The sequence below is a fragment of the Flavobacterium suncheonense GH29-5 = DSM 17707 genome, assembly GCF_000430025.1.
GTDB lineage: Bacteria > Bacteroidota > Bacteroidia > Flavobacteriales > Flavobacteriaceae > Flavobacterium > Flavobacterium suncheonense.
This window is the reverse complement of the sequence record NZ_KE387020.1, coordinates 135,540-153,752: the sequence shown is the minus strand read 5'-3', so window position 1 is coordinate 153,752 and position 18,213 is coordinate 135,540. Positions and strand designations below refer to the sequence as shown.

The 18,213-nt window shown below is 40.7% G+C and carries 17 protein-coding genes; 9 read left to right on the top strand and 8 right to left on the bottom strand.

Features of this window, described 5'->3' with window-relative positions:
* Positions 1-18: 18 nt before the first annotated feature.
* The 8 genes from G498_RS0110885 to G498_RS0110850 form a co-directional block, all read right to left on the bottom strand.
* A complete protein-coding gene (locus tag G498_RS0110885; protein WP_026981174.1) occupies positions 19-594 on the bottom strand; it encodes a hypothetical protein in 576 nt (191 codons plus the stop codon).
* Positions 595-672: 78 nt separating this feature from the next.
* Positions 673-4,035, bottom strand: coding sequence for a preprotein translocase subunit SecA (secA, locus tag G498_RS0110880; RefSeq protein ID WP_026981173.1), 3,363 nt, complete (start codon positions 4,033-4,035; stop codon positions 673-675).
* Positions 4,036-4,124: 89 nt separating this feature from the next.
* On the bottom strand, positions 4,125-4,346 hold the full coding sequence (locus tag G498_RS0110875) for a DUF2795 domain-containing protein (RefSeq protein WP_002986941.1): 222 nt from the start codon (positions 4,344-4,346) through the stop codon (positions 4,125-4,127).
* 178 nt (positions 4,347-4,524) lie between these two features.
* On the bottom strand, positions 4,525-5,097 hold the full coding sequence (locus tag G498_RS0110870) for a cob(I)yrinic acid a,c-diamide adenosyltransferase (RefSeq protein WP_026981172.1): 573 nt from the start codon (positions 5,095-5,097) through the stop codon (positions 4,525-4,527).
* Between the two features lie 318 nt (positions 5,098-5,415).
* A complete protein-coding gene (locus G498_RS0110865) occupies positions 5,416-6,105 on the bottom strand; it encodes an ABC transporter ATP-binding protein (RefSeq protein ID WP_026981171.1) in 690 nt (229 codons plus the stop codon).
* A 259-nt stretch (positions 6,106-6,364) separates the two neighbouring features.
* The gene (locus tag G498_RS0110860; protein ID WP_026981170.1) at positions 6,365-6,994 is read right to left on the bottom strand and encodes a carbonic anhydrase; all 630 of its coding nucleotides are present in this window, start codon (positions 6,992-6,994) and stop codon (positions 6,365-6,367) included.
* A 35-nt stretch (positions 6,995-7,029) separates the two neighbouring features.
* Complete coding sequence (locus G498_RS0110855) at positions 7,030-7,809, bottom strand: O-methyltransferase (protein WP_026981169.1); 780 nt, start codon at positions 7,807-7,809, stop codon at positions 7,030-7,032.
* Positions 7,810-7,914: 105 nt separating this feature from the next.
* A complete protein-coding gene (locus G498_RS0110850; RefSeq protein ID WP_026981168.1) occupies positions 7,915-9,774 on the bottom strand; it encodes an ABC-F family ATP-binding cassette domain-containing protein in 1,860 nt (619 codons plus the stop codon).
* A gap of 359 nt (positions 9,775-10,133) precedes the next feature.
* On the opposite strand from G498_RS0110850, the gene G498_RS0110845 reads away from it, so the two are divergent.
* The 9 genes from G498_RS0110845 to rpmB all read left to right on the top strand — a co-directional run bounded on the left by G498_RS0110845 (position 10,134) and on the right by rpmB (position 18,205).
* The gene (locus G498_RS0110845; RefSeq protein ID WP_026981167.1) at positions 10,134-11,294 is read left to right on the top strand and encodes a glycosyltransferase family 2 protein; all 1,161 of its coding nucleotides are present in this window, start codon (positions 10,134-10,136) and stop codon (positions 11,292-11,294) included.
* An 84-nt stretch (positions 11,295-11,378) separates the two neighbouring features.
* Positions 11,379-12,644: a dihydrolipoamide acetyltransferase family protein gene (locus tag G498_RS0110840; protein WP_026981166.1), complete on the top strand. Its 1,266-nt coding sequence runs from the start codon at positions 11,379-11,381 to the stop codon at positions 12,642-12,644.
* Between the two features lie 115 nt (positions 12,645-12,759).
* Positions 12,760-14,343, top strand: a complete 1,584-nt coding sequence (locus G498_RS0110835) for a T9SS type A sorting domain-containing protein (protein ID WP_026981165.1) — start codon at positions 12,760-12,762, stop codon at positions 14,341-14,343.
* Between the two features lie 89 nt (positions 14,344-14,432).
* The gene (locus G498_RS0110830) at positions 14,433-15,206 is read left to right on the top strand and encodes a 3'-5' exonuclease (protein ID WP_026981164.1); all 774 of its coding nucleotides are present in this window, start codon (positions 14,433-14,435) and stop codon (positions 15,204-15,206) included.
* 90 nt (positions 15,207-15,296) lie between these two features.
* A complete protein-coding gene (locus tag G498_RS0110825; protein WP_026981163.1) occupies positions 15,297-15,908 on the top strand; it encodes a fumarylacetoacetate hydrolase family protein in 612 nt (203 codons plus the stop codon).
* On the top strand, positions 15,909-16,253 hold the full coding sequence (locus G498_RS0110820) for an Hpt domain-containing protein (protein WP_026981162.1): 345 nt from the start codon (positions 15,909-15,911) through the stop codon (positions 16,251-16,253).
* 10 nt (positions 16,254-16,263) lie between these two features.
* Entirely contained in the window at positions 16,264-16,614 is a 351-nt protein-coding gene (locus G498_RS0110815) for a hypothetical protein (RefSeq protein ID WP_026981161.1), read from the top strand.
* A 27-nt stretch (positions 16,615-16,641) separates the two neighbouring features.
* Complete coding sequence (locus G498_RS0110810) at positions 16,642-17,889, top strand: competence/damage-inducible protein A (RefSeq protein WP_026981160.1); 1,248 nt, start codon at positions 16,642-16,644, stop codon at positions 17,887-17,889.
* A gap of 79 nt (positions 17,890-17,968) precedes the next feature.
* Positions 17,969-18,205 carry a 50S ribosomal protein L28 gene (gene rpmB / locus G498_RS0110805; protein ID WP_026981159.1) on the top strand — a complete coding sequence of 79 codons (237 nt, stop codon included), beginning with the start codon at positions 17,969-17,971 and terminating at the stop codon, positions 18,203-18,205.
* The last annotated feature ends 8 nt before the right edge of the window (positions 18,206-18,213 follow it).

Here is an 18,213-nt window from a genome sequence, read left to right as displayed (position 1 = left end):
TTCGAAAAGAAACGGTTGTTATAGTCCAAGTTGTTTTCGGACGGTTTCGGTGAGCATTTTGTCGATGAAGTCAAGCTGACCCGCATCATAATTTATAAAACGCCATTTGTTTTGCGTTACGTTATCGGAAATGGCAATCATAACACTTTCTCCTTCAATCAGAAAACTGTTGCGCTCTTTTTCGAAAGTAACCTTTTTGCCCGTCATGTGTTGCTTGAATGTGGTAAGCATTCCATTGGCAAGCTGATCGGTTAGCGGTTTTTCATATTTCATTCGGATGGCACCGTTGTAGCGGACAATACAAAAAGTCTGTTGGTTAATTTTTTTCAGTTCCGAATACGTAAATACCGGATTAGGATACACAAAACTGACACTGAATTCAGGATTTTGAAAATTACTTTCCAATACTTGTGTCATTTGAGTTCTATCGACTAGTTCAAATAATTTGGGATAGGAGTAATTTAATATTTCATCAAAATCTATGTTGTAGCTGGCATCATAAACTTTTTTGGTTTCCACTTTTAACTCATCAAGGGTTTGTGCCTTACTAATTGAAAACAGGAACAGAAAAAATAGAACTGACTTTAGTTTCATAAAAAAGATTTTCGTTAAAAATACAAAAATCCCCAATTGGTTGTCAGTTGGGGATTTTATTTTGAGTACAAGATAAGTTTATTCGTTTACGATAATCCATTCACCTGAAGCTAGTAGCGATTCTGCTTTTTTATACTTCATGGTTTCCGATTTTCCGCTCATTACGTGTTTAATGGTAACATTGTCATTACGGTTGATTTTTGGCGCATCGCGAACCACAGTTTCCGTTACATGGTGTTGTTGTTGCTGTTGCATTTGTCCCGCTTCACGGTTTCTGGCCGCCATTTCGTCGGTATTCAAAACTTCTTCTTTGGAAGTCGTATAATCTTCCTGTACCGGAACTTCTTCAGCTTCCTGAATGTTGTTAGGGTTCTGAGAAGGTAAATCACCTTTGAACAGGAACGAAATCACTTCTTTGTTGATGCCGTCCAGCATGTTTTTAAACAAGTGGAACGCTTCAAATTTATAAATCAGCAACGGATCTTTTTGCTCGTGAACAGCCAACTGAACGGATTGTTTTAACTCGTCCATTTTGCGTAAGTGTTTTTTCCACGCTTCGTCTACAATGGCCAAAGTGATGTTCTTTTCAAAATCCGCCAATAACGATTTTCCTTCGGAAGTATACGCTTTTTCAAGATCTGTAACGACATTCAGCGTTTTAATGCCATCTGTAAAAGGCACTACGATACGCTCGTACTGTCCGTTGTTGTTTTCGTATACGTTTTTGATTACCGCATAAGCCTCTTTAGCATTGCGCTCCTGTTTCGCGTTGTAAGTGTCCATCGCAGCTTTGTACACTTTGCCGGCAATTTCCACTTCGGAAAGTTTGTTAAAATCGCTTTCGGAAATCGGTGATTCGATAGCAAAATTACGGATTAACTCAAACTCAAAGTTTTTGAAATCTTTAGCGACTTTGTTGTTTTCGGCAATCAGTTCGGCCAAATCGTACATCATGTTGGCGATGTCTACTTTCAGACGTTCTCCGTGTAAGGCATGACGACGGCGTTTGTAAACCACTTCACGTTGTGCGTTCATTACGTCATCATATTCCAGCAAACGTTTACGAACCCCGAAGTTGTTTTCTTCTACTTTTTTCTGTGCTCTTTCGATAGATTTGGTCATCATCGAGTGCTGAATTACTTCACCTTCTTTGATTCCCATACGATCCATGATTTTGGCTACTCTTTCCGAACCGAACAAACGCATCAGGTTGTCTTCCAAAGACACATAAAACTGTGAACTTCCCGGATCTCCCTGACGACCTGCACGACCACGCAACTGACGGTCTACACGACGCGAATCGTGACGCTCCGTACCGATGATGGCTAAACCGCCGGCAGCTTTTACTTCATCCGTCAATTTGATGTCGGTACCACGACCGGCCATGTTCGTAGCGATGGTTACCACGCCCGGTTTACCGGCTTCCGCAACGATTTGCGCTTCCTGTTTGTGTAATTTCGCGTTCAATACGTTGTGCTGGATGCCTTTCATTTTAAGCATACGGCTCAACAATTCGGAAATTTCAACCGAAGTTGTACCGATTAACACCGGACGGCCTTCTGCTACCAATTGCTGCACATCATCCGCCACCGCGTTGAATTTCTCACGAACGGTACGGTAGATTAAATCTTCTTTATCTTTACGGGCAATGCCTCGGTTGGTCGGAATTTCCACTACATCCAATTTGTAGATTTCCCAGAACTCGCCGGCTTCCGTAACTGCGGTACCCGTCATACCTCCTAATTTGTTGTACATACGGAAGTAGTTCTGAAGAGTAATCGTAGCAAAAGTTTGCGTAGCTGCTTCGATTTTTACGTTTTCTTTTGCCTCAATCGCCTGGTGTAATCCGTCGGAATAACGGCGTCCGTCCATGATACGTCCGGTTTGCTCGTCTACGATTAAAATTTTGTTGTCCATGATTACGTATTCCGTATCTTTTTCGAATAGGGTATACGCTTTCAAAAGCTGTGTTAAAGTGTGGATACGTTCGCTTTTCACCCCGAAATCCTGGAATAAAGCTTCTTTGGCTTCGGCTTCCTGTTCTTTGGAAAGGTTTTGTTTTTCGATGTTGGCGATTTCCGTTCCGATATCCGGTAAGATGAAGAAATCATCGGAAGTATCCTGAGATAAGAACTTGATACCGTTATCGGTTAATTCCACCTGATTGTTTTTCTCTTCGATTACGAAATACAAGGCTTCGTCAACCTGCGGCATTTTGCGGTTGTTATCCTGCATGTATTCGTTTTCTGTTTTCTGAAGGATTTGTTTCACGCCTTCTTCAGACAGGAATTTAATCAATGCTTTGTTTTTTGGTAAAGCACGGTAAGCTCTAAGCAATTGGAAACCTCCGTCTTTGGTGTTGCCTTCGCGGATTAAACGTTTCGCCTCGGTTAAGAAACCGTTGGCCAACTGACGCTGAAGATTGTATAAGTTTTCGATTTTCGGTTTTAATTCGGTGAATTCGTGACGGTCGCCCTGAGGAACCGGTCCGGAGATGATTAACGGCGTACGGGCATCGTCAATCAATACGGAATCCACCTCGTCGACGATGGCGTAGTTGTGTTTTCTTTGCACCAATTCGCCTGGCGTGTGTGCCATGTTATCGCGCAGGTAGTCGAAACCGAATTCGTTGTTGGTTCCATAAGTGATGTCTGCTTCGTAAGCTTTGCGACGGGCTAAAGTATTCGGCTGGTGGTTGTCGATACAGTCTACGGTTAATCCGTGGAATTCGAATAAAGGCGCTTTCCAGGTACTGTCACGCTTGGCAAGGTAATCGTTCACGGTTACCAGGTGTACTCCGTTTCCGGTTAATGCGTTTAAGTATAGAGGTAAAGTGGCTACTAAGGTTTTACCTTCCCCGGTTTGCATCTCAGCAATTTTTCCCTGATGAAGCACAATACCACCAATTAACTGAACGTCGTAGTGAATCATGTCCCAAGTGATGGCTTTTCCGGCAGCATCCCAGGAGTTGGCCCAAACCGCGTTGTCTCCGTCGATGGTGATATAGGATTTAGTAGCGGATAATTCGCGATCTTTAGGGGTAGCCGTAACCGTAATCTGGCTGTTTTCTTTAAAACGACGGGCGGTTTCTTTTACCACGGCAAAAGCTTCCGGTAAAATGTCGTTTAAGACTTTTTCTGAGATTTCATAGGCTTCTTTTTCCAAAGCATCGATGGCCGCATACAAATCTTCTCTTTTGTCGATGTTGTCGGTGGTTTCAACTTCCTGTTTTAACGCTTCGATTTTTGCGTCTTTCTCGGCTCTTGCATTTTTAATCTGTTCTTTGAAGAAAGTTGTTTTGGCTCTTAGTTCATCGTTGGAAAGAGCAGCTAAAGCACCTTCAAAAGATTTTATCTTTGTAATAATCGGTTGAATTGCTTTTACGTCTTTTTGGGATTTGTCTCCCACAAAGGCTTTTAATATGCTGTTTATGAAACTCATAATTCTGTTGGTTTATATACTGTAAATGTTTGCAAATTTACACAAAAAAAAAGCCTCGTTTGAGACTTTTTCGTTGTGGTTTTATTTTTTTAATACTCATCCTCGTTCCAAAGATAATCTTCGTCGGTTGGATAGTCCGGCCAAATCTCTTCCATTGATTCGTAGATTTCTCCTTCGTCTTCAATAGACTGCAGGTTTTCCACAACTTCTAAAGGAGCTCCGGTTCTAATCGCATAGTCGATAAGCTCGTCCTTTGTGGCTGGCCACGGAGCATCGCTTAAATAAGATGCTAATTCTAATGTCCAATACATCTTGATATCGATTTTATAGTTTTATGCAAAAATAAATTTTATACTGAAAAAATCAAGTAAAATTCGTTTTATTTTAAAAAAAGTTAAGAACGTCGTTTTTTTAGTAGTCAGTGGCCGGTATTTAGTAATCAGAAAACTGATTGTTGCAAACTTCTGAACACTGCTTACTGAACACTGTTTACTGTTTACGCGGAATCCATTTCACTTCATCGGCGTGCAGGTCCAACGACAACTTCCGTGCCAAGACGAAAAGGTAGTCAGAAAGTCGGTTCAGATAGGTTAAAACCAGCTCGTCTATGACCTCAATTTCGTTCAGGTGTGTGGCTAAACGCTCGGCACGACGGCATACACAGCGTGCAATATGACAATATGACACGGTAGTATGACCGCCTGGCAAAACAAAGTGCGTCATGGGCGGTAAAGCACTGTCCATAGTGTCGATTTCGTTTTCCAGAAAGGTAACATCTTCCGGAGAAATGCGGTTGATGTTTAAGCGTTGCTGACCGTTTTTAAGGATTTCTTTCTCCGGTGGTGTGGCTAAAATGGCGCCAACGGTAAAAAGACGGTCCTGTACTTCAATTAAAACGTTTTTGTATAACGGATTAATGTCCTGATCGCGGATTAACCCGATGTACGAGTTCAATTCGTCAACAGTGCCGTAACTTTCGATGCGGATATGGTGTTTCGGAACGCGGGTGCCGCCAAACAGGGCCGTGGTTCCTTTATCGCCGGTTTTGGTATAGACTTTCATTTGAAATTTAGAATTTAGAAATCAGAAATCAGAAATCAGAAATCAGAATAAAAAAATATCTGGCTAAGGTACAGAGGTTTTTGAGAAGTTTGCAAATATTCCATACAATTCCTTCTTAGCCCCGACAGTAGTGGCATCCCGCCTTTGGCGGATACAGCGGATGGCGGGAACAGGGTTTACTGATAAGCCGGAACCATTCGCTCCCTTTTAAAGTTGGCAGTAATCAGTAAACAGGATCTTGATTGTGAATATTTGGGCGTTGAAACTTGTGTTTTTTTTGTTGCAAACTGCGCACTGAATACTGAACACTGCAATCTGCTATCGGTTCGGATTGTCACTCTCGATCATGCCGTCTTTCAAACGGATGATGCGGTGTGCGTGTCGGGCAATGTCTTCCTCGTGGGTTACCAGAATTACGGTGTTGCCGTTGGCGTGAATTTCGTCGAAAAGGTTCATGATTTCCACAGAGGTTTTACTGTCCAGGTTTCCGGTTGGCTCATCGGCAAGGATAATGGACGGATGGTTTACCAAAGCTCTGGCAACGGCCACACGCTGACGCTGACCTCCCGAAAGCTGGTTGGGTTTGTGGTCCATACGGTCGGCCAATCCAACTTGTGTAAGTACTGTGGTGGCGCGTTTGTCGCGGCTTTCTTTGTTGTGTCCGGCGTAAATCATCGGTAAAGCTACATTGTCTAAAGCGGTGGTTCTCGGCATCAGGTTGAAGGTCTGGAACACAAACCCGATTTCTTTGTTGCGGATTTCGGCCAGTTCGTCGTCTTCCATTTTGCTAACGTCTTTACCATTAAGGATGTAGGAACCGGAAGTAGGCGTGTCCAAGCAGCCCAAAATGTTCATCAAAGTTGATTTTCCCGAACCGGATGGCCCCATTAGGGCTACATATTCGCCTTTGTTGATTTGTAAATCGATTCCTTTTAAAACGTAAACGATTTCATTTCCAAGAGGGAAATCACGGGTAATTCCTTTAATGTTGATTATGGGTTGTGACATTACGGTTTGTTTTTCGGATTTAAAAATACAAAAACGTATTTTGATATGACAATAAGTAGAAATTTTTTACGGTTCGTTACACCCGAAAATAAAACTCCCCACTCATTTAAAGCGGGGAATCTTAAAAAAAAGTATGATGTGCGATGAGCTATTGCTCATCTGCCGATGGGCCGTAACTCATTGTAAAGTTATTGATTTTTAATTGGTTATGATTTTTAAATGGTGTTATATGTTTGTTAAAATTCAGGCTTTTACCGGCTTAAGACGTTATCTTGTAGATTTCCCGGATTCCGTTGATAATTTCATTGAAATCAATGTTCAGATCGATTAGTTTTCCGCTGTGAATATCGAAAATCCAACCGTAAACTTTCAGATTCCGTTCTGTATTGGCTTTTTGAACTTCAGCCGTTTTGATGATGTTGATGCATTGTTCCTGAACGTTTAGTTCCGCTAATCTGCGGTAGCGTTGTTCTTCATCTGTAATGGCATTCAGTTCTTTTTTGTGAAGGCGGTAAACGTCACGGATGTTGCGCAGCCACGGGTTCAAAATACCCAAATCCGATTGCTGCATCGCCGCTTTCACGCCGCCGCAGCCGTAATGACCACAAACCACGATGTGATTCACTTTTAAATGTTCCACCGCGTAATTGATGACCGACATCGAATTCAGATCCGTATTCGGAACCATATTGGCGATGTTGCGGTGCACGAAAACCTGACCGGGCGCTACACCCATGAGCTCTTCTGCGCTGACACGGCTGTCGGAACAACCAATGTATAAAAATTCCGGAGTTTGTCCTTTGGATAAATTGGTGAAATAGTGTTCGTCCACCTGAAGTTTTTGTGCAATCCAGTTGCGATTGTTCTCGAAGATTTTATCGACGTCCATTTGCGTTGTTTTAACACAGCAAAGGTACTAAAAACCTAAATACGGATGACAAAATGCTCTTTTTCCTGCTCGTAACGGAAGAAAACCAAGCCCCATTGAAAGGTGTCGATGGTTACGGTTACTTTCGGATGATTTTTAATGATTTCCCAAGCTTCGTCCATGCCTTCCGACCAGTGAATGTCGTCGAAAATCCAAACGGTGTCGTTAGTGATGGTGGGTAAGAGCAACTCAAAATATTCAAGCGTAGCTTCTTTGGAGTGGTTGCCATCGAAGTAGATTAGTTTCCAGTCGCAGTTTCCAGTCGCAGTTTTTGAGAAATAGTCTTTAAATTCCGTTACTACAGCTTCAATATTGTTGAAATTGAATTGTTGAAATTGTTTTTGAGCCACGCCGGATGTTTCCGGACAACCTTCCAATGTGGTGATTTTAGCTTTCGGATTACCAAGGGAAAGGGCAGAGGTGGCCAATCCTAACGAAGTTCCGATTTCCAAAACAGTTTCCGGCTGAAAATAATTCACAATTCGGTACAATAATTCCGCTCGTTTCGGAGTAATTCCTGCCGTGGCTGCAATTTTTGCAATTGGTCTGGTGTTGGATTTGAAAACCCGAGAACCGGCTCCGAAATCGGTTACTTCAATCGTGTTTTTGTTTTTCAGAAGTTCGTTCCGGTAAGCTTTAAGAAGTTTGTATTGCGGTTTTGTTTTTTTATCGTAAAAGCATTTCGTCACCAAAGAATACACAAACGGCGAATGCACTCCGTGTTGGTTTTTGGAGTGCCAGAGGAATTTGAAGTATGAGGTGATAATATGTATCATTTTGCCACTAATTACACGAATTTCCACGAATTAATTTGTGCTAATTTGTGAAATTCGCGGCTGTAATTTATTTTGAAATTGTAAATCGGTTTTACGACCACTAAATTATTCTTCCATTTTAGCCGATAATTCAAACCAGCGTTCTTCTTTTTGCTCTAATGTTTCAATTACTTTCTGCAATTCGTTGGCTTTGCTTTCGATGTCGTTATCGGCTACTTTTCCTTCTGAGAATAAAGTTTCTATTTTAGCTTTTTCGGCTTCCAGATCCTTTATTTCGCGTTCGATTTTCTGGAATTCTTTCTGCTCCTGAAACGTTAAGCCTTGCTTGACCTGTTTTTCTTTCCAGTTCGATTTTTCTTTCGGCGTTTCGTCTTTTTCGGGTTCGGCAGAATCTTCATACGTACGCCAATCGGAATAATTCCCCGGGAAATCCTCAATCACACCGTTGCCGCGGAATACAAACAAATGGTCTACAATCTTGTCCATGAAATAACGGTCGTGGCTCACCACCAAAAGACAACCGGGATAATCCAAAAGAAAACTTTCCAACACATTGAGCGTAACGATATCAAGGTCATTCGTAGGTTCGTCCAGAATTAAAAAATTCGGATTCTGAATCAAAACCGTACACAAATACAGGCGTTTTAATTCGCCACCGCTTAGTTTTTCCACATAATCGTGTTGTTTTTTGCGGTCAAAAAGAAAGCGTTCCAGTAAAGCGCCTGCCGAAATGGTGCGTCCTTTGGTAAGCGGAATGTATTCGCCGTATTCTTTAATGATGTCGATTACTTTCTGCTCCGGTTTCGGATTAATTCCGGCCTGGGTGTAGTAGCCTACTTTTATGGTTTCCCCGATCACCACTTTTCCGTTGTCCGGTTGGATGGTTTGCGTTAAAATGTTAAGAAACGTAGATTTTCCCGTACCGTTTTTGCCGATAATTCCGATGCGCTCGCCTTTGTTGAACGTATAGTCAAACCCGTTCAGGATTACGCGGTCGCTGAATTTTTTGGAAACCTTGTGAAGTTCGATAATTTTACTTCCCATGCGTTCCATATTGATCTCCAGTTCCACCACATTTTCTTTGCGGCGGCTCATCGCTTTTTCCTTAATGACGTAAAAATCATCCTGACGCGATTTGGATTTGGTGGTTCGGGCTTTCGGCTGACGGCGCATCCATTCCAGCTCTTTCACGAAAAGGTTTTGAGCCTTGTCGATACTGGCGTTTTCCGAAGCAATCCGTTCTTCTTTCTTCGCTAAATAATAGGAGTAATTGCCTTTGTATTGGTATAATTTTCCGTTGTCTAATTCGATGATTTCATTGCAGACGCGCTCCAGAAAGAAACGGTCGTGCGTTACCATGAACAACGTAATGTTTTCTTTGGCAAAATAATTTTCCAGCCATTCGATCATTTCCAGATCCAGGTGGTTGGTAGGCTCGTCCAGAATCAGTAAATCGGGTTTGTTAATCAGGATGATGGCCAAAGCCAGACGTTTTTTCTGTCCTCCGGATAAATTTTTAACCTTCAGTTTTAAGTCTTCCAGTTTTAATTTGAAGAGAATTTGCTTGTACTGGGTTTCAAAATCCCAGGCGTTGTGACGGTCCATGTTGTCGAACGCTTTCTGATACGCTTCTTCATCCGCCGGGTTTTCCAGCGCTTTTTCGTATTGTTCGATCACTTTTAAAATGTCGTTGTCGGAAGCGAAAATACTTTCCTCGATGGTTAGCTCACTCTGAAGATTCGGTTCCTGCGACAAAAACGCCATTTTGATGTCTTTGCGCATTACAATCTGACCGTTGTCCGGCGTATCCTCCCCGGTGATGATACGTAAAATGGAAGTTTTTCCGGTCCCGTTTTTGGCTACGAAAGCAATCTTCTGGTCTTTGTTGATGCCAAACGAAAGGTTTTCAAACAACACGCGTTCGCCGTAGGACTTGGATATATTTTCGACTGATAAGTAATTCACTTTGTTGAATTATGAGGTTTAAGGTATGAGTTGGTGTACAACAGAACTTTGCAAAAGTAGGGCATTGCAGGTAACGAAACAATCTTTTTATGCTGTTGGGTGAACAGGCTGGATCTTTTTGGTTTTGTGACTAAAAAAATATTTTTACAAATAAGTCACGCTTTTTGTGACTAATTTTTTGTTTTTAGAAAAAAGTCACAGTTTTTGTGACTAAAAAAATAGTTTCAAATAAAAGTCACAAGGGCAGTGTGGAAATAGAAACACTTTTTTAAGTGACCGGATTGGCAGCATTAATAAGGTTATAAACTTTGTTACTTTGAACCGTTGCAACTTTGCAGCGTAACCTATATCTTTGAAAAATGCAACTCTCGGTAATCATCCTCAACTACAACGTCCGTTATTTTCTGGAGCAATGTGTTCTAAGTGTTCAAAAGGCATTGGAAAACATCGACAGCGAAATTATTGTCGTGGATAATTTTTCAACAGATGGCAGTTGCGCGATGATGAAACAACGTTTTCCCAACGTAAAACTCATCGAAAACAAAGCCAATCTGGGTTTTCCGAAAGGCAATAATATAGGAGTAGCCGAAGCGAAAGGGAAATATCTCTGTATTTTAAATCCGGACACGGTTGTAGCCGAAGATACTTTTGAAAAAATACTACGGTTTGCCGAATCCAAAACGGATTTAGGGATTGTCGGTTGCAAACTGATGGACGGAACCGGTAACTTCCTTCCGGAATGCAAACGTGGTGTTCCGACACCTTGGGTGGCGTTTACCAAAATCTTCGGGTTGTATAAACTCTTTCCGAAGTCTTCACTTTTCAATAAATATTACGCTCAGCATTTATCTGAAAACGAAACAGGTAAAGTCGACATCCTTGTCGGGGCTTTTATGATAATGAAGCGCGATTTGTACCTTCAAGTGGGCGGTTTCGACGAAAACTGTTTCATGTATTCCGACGATATTGATCTGAGTTATCTGGTTTTAAAATCGGGAAAATCGAACTATTATTTCCATGAAACTTCCGTGATACATTATAAAGGAGAAAGTACGGTGCGTGACGGAACTTATATGAAGCGATTTCGGGAAGCCATGCAGTTTTTCTACAAAAAACATTTTGGCGGTTCGTTTGTTTTTGATGTATTGATGCGAATGGGTGCTTTTGCCTTTGCGTTACTGAAGAAAAACCAACAAAAACAAGTGGTTTATGATGTTTCGGAATATGTTTTGATTTCTTCGGATGAAACGCTGAAAAACAAATTGGAAAACCAACTGCAAAAAAAGATTACCCGCCTTGCTGATATTGATGAAAATCTGTTATTTTCGCAGGCAAAATCACCCGAAAAACATTTGGAAATCCTGCTGGATAACAATAATGTTACATTTAAAGCAATAATCGCTTTTCTGGAACGGTTTAAAAACAAGGGTTTTACCTTTAAAATCATTCCGGAAAGCAGTTTCTTCTTCATAGGAAGCAACAATAGTAACGACAGAGGTGAAATCATTGAAATCGCGTAAAAAAATACATATTGTGAAATTATAAATCGAAATAATTAGTAATTTTGCAAACCAAACACGAAAAAACAACTTTAGTTTAAAGATATGGCAAAGTTTGAATTGAAATTGCCCAAAATGGGAGAAAGCGTTGCAGAAGCAACTGTAACCAACTGGTTGAAAAAAGTTGGAGACCGAATTGAAATGGACGAAGCAGTACTGGAAATTGCTACCGACAAAGTAGACAGTGAAGTGCCTTCTGAAGTGGCAGGAACCCTTGTGGAAATTCTTTTCAATACCGATGATGTGGTACAGGTCGGGCAAACCATTGCCATTATCGAAACCGAAGGCGGTGCCGTAGCAGCAGAAGCACCAAAGGCAGAAGCAGTAGCGGCTCCGGTTGCAGAAGTGGTCAAAACTGTTGAAGCAGCGAAAGCAGTGGCCGCTCCGGCAGATTTTTCAGCATCAGAAAAATTCTTCTCGCCATTGGTGAAAAACATTGCTAAAGAAGAAGGTATTTCTCTTGCGGAATTAGAATCCATTCAGGGTTCCGGAAAAGACGGCCGTGTGAACAAAGAAGACATTCTTAACTATATCAAAAACAGAGGAAACCAGCCCGTTGCGGCTGCTCCGGCAACAGCTCCGGCTCCGGTATCTGTAAACGGTGGCGATGAAATCGTGGAAATGGACAGAATGCGCAAGCTGATTTCCAAATACATGGTGGAATCGGTACAGACTTCGGCACACGTACAGTCGTTTATCGAAGTGGATGTAACCAACATCGTGAAATGGAGAGACAAAGTGAAAAACGCATTCGAAAAGAGAGAAGGAGAGAAGTTAACCTTCACACCAATCTTCATGGAAGCGGTAGCCAAAGCCCTGAAAGATTTCCCTGGAATGAACATTTCCGTGGATGGTGAGTATATCATCAAACGCAAAAATATCAACTTAGGTATGGCAGCAGCTTTACCAAACGGGAACCTAATCGTACCGGTAATCAAAAATGCAGACCAGTTGAACTTGGTGGGTATGGCCAAGGCGGTTAACGATTTAGGAAACAGAGCAAAAGCAGGTAAGTTAAAACCAGACGATACGCAAGGTGGAACTTATACGGTTACCAACGTGGGTACTTTCGGTTCAGTTTTCGGAACACCGATTATCAACCAGCCGCAAGTGGGAATCTTAGCGTTAGGAGCTATCCGCAAAGTGCCTGCGGTTATCGAAACCCCGGAAGGTGATTTCATCGGTATCCGTCAGAAAATGTTCTTATCGCACTCGTACGACCACAGAGTGGTAGACGGTGCTTTAGGAGGAAGCTTCGTAAAACGCGTGGCGGATTATCTGGAAGCTTGGGATATCAACAGAGATATTTAATACAATGCATAATATATTTAAAAAGACCTCAAAATGAGGTCTTTTTTTTATGCTGTTAAATGTGAATTATGCAATGTATTTATTTGTAAATTAGTGGTTGTCAAATAGATAGGGTATGAATAGAGTTACTTTTTTTTTCCTTACTGCCTTGTTTTTGTATAACAATTCGACAATGGCTCAAAATGAGTACCTGGATTCTCAATTTGGTGAGGATGGTAAAGTGCTCTTAGATTTTAATGGCTATGAGTCTCAGATAAATGCACTTTTGCTTCAACCGGATGGGAAAACAATTGTAGCAGGTTCTTATTTTAATCATGGTGGATTCTGGAAATACTACATAGATCGTTTTATGGCCAACGGTGCCTATGACACTGCTTTTGGAACAAACGGAAGAATCATCAATGAATTTCCGGGCAAACCCGATTTTAGATGCGTGCGCATTCTTGAAGATGCTAAAATTTTAGGTTGTGGTATTATCTATTCTTCAGGATCAGGATTTTCGCAATCTTTTTTGGTGCAATATAATTCGGATGGTAGTTTAGATTTGTCATTTGGTAATCAGGGAGTCGTTATTCTTCCGGATTCTGCAAATGAATTTCTGGTGAAGAGCGCCGGTAAATTTTTTGTAGTTCAGCAAGTTATCAATGGAGTTACCAATGAAAGAAAACTTCTTTGTTATAATAGCAATGGCACACTTGACTTAACATTCGCGAACAATGGTTTTTTAGATTTGACAGCTTTGTTAGGTACAATAACTGTAACAGACTTGGAATTGGATAATGAAGGCAGACTGCTGTTGTCGGGTAGTTTAGGAGATAATTCGACTTTTGTAAGCCCTACGCAAGGTTTTATTGCGAGATTTAATCAGAATGGCACGCTGGACTCGAGTTTCAATACAGATGGTATTCTCAACTTTAATTATGATATAAAAAATATCGTAAAAAGTATTAATATCTATCAGGATGGTAAGATTTTGTGCTCTGTAGATTCAGGATATTATGACGAAAATTATTATCCTCATAATGTTTATAAAATAATACGAGTTGACCGAAACGGAAATTTCGATGCAAGTTTTGGAACAGCAGGCGTAATAATTCGTCCATTTCCGGAAAGTTCCTTGGAATTGCAATCCGATGGGAAAATACTAATTGGGTTTCGCAATCCGATACAGGTTACAGATCCCGTACCGCGAACTACTCATGAATTAGGAATTACGCAATTGCTCCCTAACGGCAGTATAGATATTGGTTTCGGGCAAAATGGCATAATTACCAATTCAATGTTAATGGCTGCGGGCGATGTTCAGGCACGCAAATTGCCAAACGGAAAAATAATGGTTGGGCTTACTTATGGCCCTGATGTGATGTCTACTCATCCGCAATCGGCGTTGTTTCGTTTTAATGCTGCTTCTGCGTTGTCAGGTAGTGAATTCGAAGTAAAAAACAATGGTTTTATGGTTTATCCTAATCCGATAAGGGAAAGACTGCATCTTTACTTTAATTTGAATCAGTCTGAAGTACTGTCTGTGGATTTGTATGATGGTAATGGAAGGCTGGTTTCAAACCTGTTGCATCAGAAAAGTTGCCTTGCAGGTTTGCATTCCGAACATTTGCAGTTGCCGCCAACATTGTCAGACGGGTTGTATGTTTTAAAAATAACTTCAGGGAGAACCGTAACAAATATTAAACTGATTAAGTAAATTTCATTTTAATAAGGGGTGTTAATCTCTATGCTTTTCTTTTAAAATGATGTGTGTTCTATTATATTTGTAGAACATATTAAATAAGAATGGAATTAAAACTCAACCGTCCCATCTGTTTTTTCGATCTGGAAACCACCGGAATCGATATCGGCAAAGACAGAATCGTGGAAATCGCAATAGTTAAAGTATATCCCAACGGAAACAAAGAAAGTAAAACGTGGCTGGTAAACCCAACCATTCCCATTCCGGCTCAGGCAACGGCGGTTCACGGAATCACTAACGAAAAAGTGGCGAACGAACCTACTTTTAAAGAGTTGGCTCCGCAGATTCACAACATGATTAAGGATTCTGATTTGGCGGGTTTCAATTCCGACCGCTTTGATATTCCGCTCCTGGCAGAAGAATTGTTGCGTGCCGGAGTGGATTTCGACATGAAAAACCGCGTTTCCGTAGACGTGCAGACAATTTTCCACAAAATGGAAGAACGAACCTTAAGTGCCGCCTATAAATTCTACTGCGGACAATCGTTAGACAATGCCCACAGCGCCGAAGCCGATACCATGGCAACCTACGAAATACTAAAAGCGCAATTAGAACGTTATCCTGAACTGGAGAACGATATGAAAGTGCTTTCGGAATTTACAACCCGAAAAAAATCGGTGGATTTTGCCGGATTTATTGCCTTAAACAATGAAGGACAGGAAATTTTCACCTTCGGGAAACACAAAGGCGCCTTGGTGGATGAGGTTTTGGAGAAAGAACCGGGGTATTTCGGCTGGATTCAAAATGCCGACTTTCCGTTGTACACCAAAAAAGTCTTAACGGCAATCAAATTGAGAAAGTTAAATACAAAACAGTAATTAGCTATTAGCTGTTAGCCATTAGCCATTGATAGTGTTTCAAGGTGAAGGTTATACTTGCTGAAAGCTAATAGCTAAAAGCTAAGAAAAATGAAAATCATCTGTATCGGCCGCAATTATGCCGACCATATTTCAGAACTCAACAACGAACGCCCTTCCGAACCGGTAATCTTTATGAAACCGGACACGGCGATTTTACCGAAACAATTTCCGTTTGTGATTCCGGAATTTACCAATGACGTGCATCATGAAGTGGAAATTCTGGTAAAGATCAACAAAGTGGGAAAATATATCAATTCGAAGTTCGCGCACAAATATTATGACGAAATCGGATTGGGGATTGATTTTACCGCGAGAGATCTGCAGTCTGAATTAAAAAGCAAAGGCTTGCCTTGGGAAAAAGCAAAAGCATTTGACGGTTCAGCGATAATAAGTGACTTTTTATCGAAAAAAAATTTCAGTTCCCTTGAAAATATTAACTTTGAATTGACCAACAACGGAAAGGTTGTTCAGCGTGGAAATACGAGTCAGATGTTGTGGAAAATTGATGAAATTATAGCGTATGTTTCTCAATTTTTTACCCTAAGAACTGGTGATATTATTTTTACCGGAACACCTGCCGGAGTGGCAAAAGTGCAACCGAATGACGTTTTGGAAGGTTATATTGAAGGACAACAACTTTTTAGAATTCAGGTAAAGTAAATGGCATTACATTACAACTTATCAAAAGTCTACGAGATATCGGATAACGATACGGAATTTGCACAACAAGTTATTACTCTTTTTGTGGAAGAAGTTCCTTTGGAAATGAAATCCATAAAAGAAGGAATAGCAGAGAAAGACTATTCCAAAACCTACGCCTCCTCACATAAAATTAAACCTACTTTAGATCTATTGGGAATGGATTTAGCCTATGAAGAAAATCTTCAGATTATGGAATGGACTAAATCGCAAGGAAAGAAAAAAGAAATAAAAGAGATCTTTAAGAGCCTTAAGGAGCATGTGGACAATGCTTTAAAAGAGGTGAAGAAAGATTACAACTTGTAAACTTTACCGTATGCCTAATACCATCAGAGTTAAATTTGACAGACATTTTAAATTGCATGTTCCTGTCAGAGATGTTATGTCGTTCGAAAATGAGTTGTCTCAAAATGGGATAGCTTATTATGCCGACAAAAGAAAAGGACTTCTTTTTGATGAAAATGTCCTCTTTTATATCTTAGATAAAGACAGTGCCTCGGTGTACCGGATTCTGGCAGATAGGCAATATGTTTTAGACTCCGAAGTTATAGCAGCCAATGGTTTTTCCGAAGAGCGAAAAATGGTTAATCTTTATTTGAAATTTGCGCTTCTTTTCATAATATTGACTATGGTTTTAAAAGTTGTTGGAGCTTTTGTAAACCCTTGATAATTAGTTAATATTACCGAAAACCTCATGAAAGCAGCCATTGTTACCATTGGCGACGAAATCCTTATCGGGCAAATAGTCGACACCAATTCCTCCTTTATAGCAAAATCTTTCGATAAAATAGGGATTGGAGTTTTTGAGATGCTGTCCATTTCAGACGATAAGCAGCATATTTTAAAAACGCTTTCTTCACTTCAAAATACCTTTGATGTTGTTATTATAACCGGCGGACTCGGGCCGACAAAAGACGATATTACCAAAAAAACCTTGTGTGAATATTTGGGTGATGAATTGGTTTATGATGAAGCCGTTTTAGCGCATGTTACCCAATTGATAGAAGGTTTTTTCAAACGTCCGATTACGCAAATCAACAAAGATCAGGCTTTAGTTCCGTCGAAAGCCCAAGTGCTTTTTAATAAAGTAGGAACCGCGCCGGGTATGTGGATGGAAAAAGAAAATACGGTTTTTATTTCCCTTCCTGGTGTTCCGTATGAGATGAAATATCTTGTGGAAAACGAAGTCATTCCGCGACTGATTGCCAAATTCAATCGTCCTTATATTCTTCACAAAACCATTCGTACTTATGGCATTGGTGAAAGTCTGCTGGCAGAACAAATCGAAAGCTGGGAAGACAATTTACCTGATTTTGTAAAATTAGCCTATCTGCCCAGTCCGGGACAAGTGCGTTTGCGATTATCGGCACGCGGGAACGATGAAAAGCAGCTTCAAATAGAATTGGATAAACAAGTTGAAAAGCTGCATCAAATCATCGGAGAAGCCATAGTGGGTTTTGATGACGGGGAAACTCTTGAAGTCGTTTTAGGAAAATTGCTTAAGGAAAAAGGCCTGACTTTGTCCACCGCAGAAAGTTGTACGGGCGGAAAGATAGCAGCGACCATAACATCGGTGTCGGGTTCGTCCAACTACTTTAAAGGGAGCGTGGTGAGTTATGCCTCGGAAACAAAAGTAAATATCTTAGGTGTTGCTCAAGAACTGATTGATAGGCATTCTGTTGTAAGCGTTGAGGTAGCCGAAGCAATGGCTTTAGGTGTTCAGAAACTAATGCAAACCGATTATGCTCTGGCAACTACCGGAAACGCAGGTCCAAATAAAGGCGATGCCGATGCGGAAGTGGGAACCGTAGTGATTGCATTGGCGACTCCAAACGGTGTTTACACAGAGGAATTTAACTTTGGGCAACCCCGTGAAAAAGTCATCGACAGGGCGGTAACAAAGGCACTGGAAAAAATTTACAAAGAAATTTTAAAAAACTAATCAGAATAGTTTGTGTATTAGGTTTCTTTTTTGTTACTTTGCACCCTGATTTTGAATAACGAATATAAAGATAAGTATAATGTCAAGAGTTTGTGAACTTACAGGTAAGAGAGCAATGGTTGGAAACAATGTTTCTCACGCTATGAACAAAACTAAAAGAAAATTTAGTGTAAACTTAGTTAAGAAACGTTTCTACATTCCTGAAGAAGACAGATGGGTAACTTTAAGAATTTCTACATCTGCATTGAAAACTATTAATAAAAACGGTATTGCTGCGGTTTTGAAAGAAGCTAAAGCTAACGGATTGGTAAAATAATTCGTCAC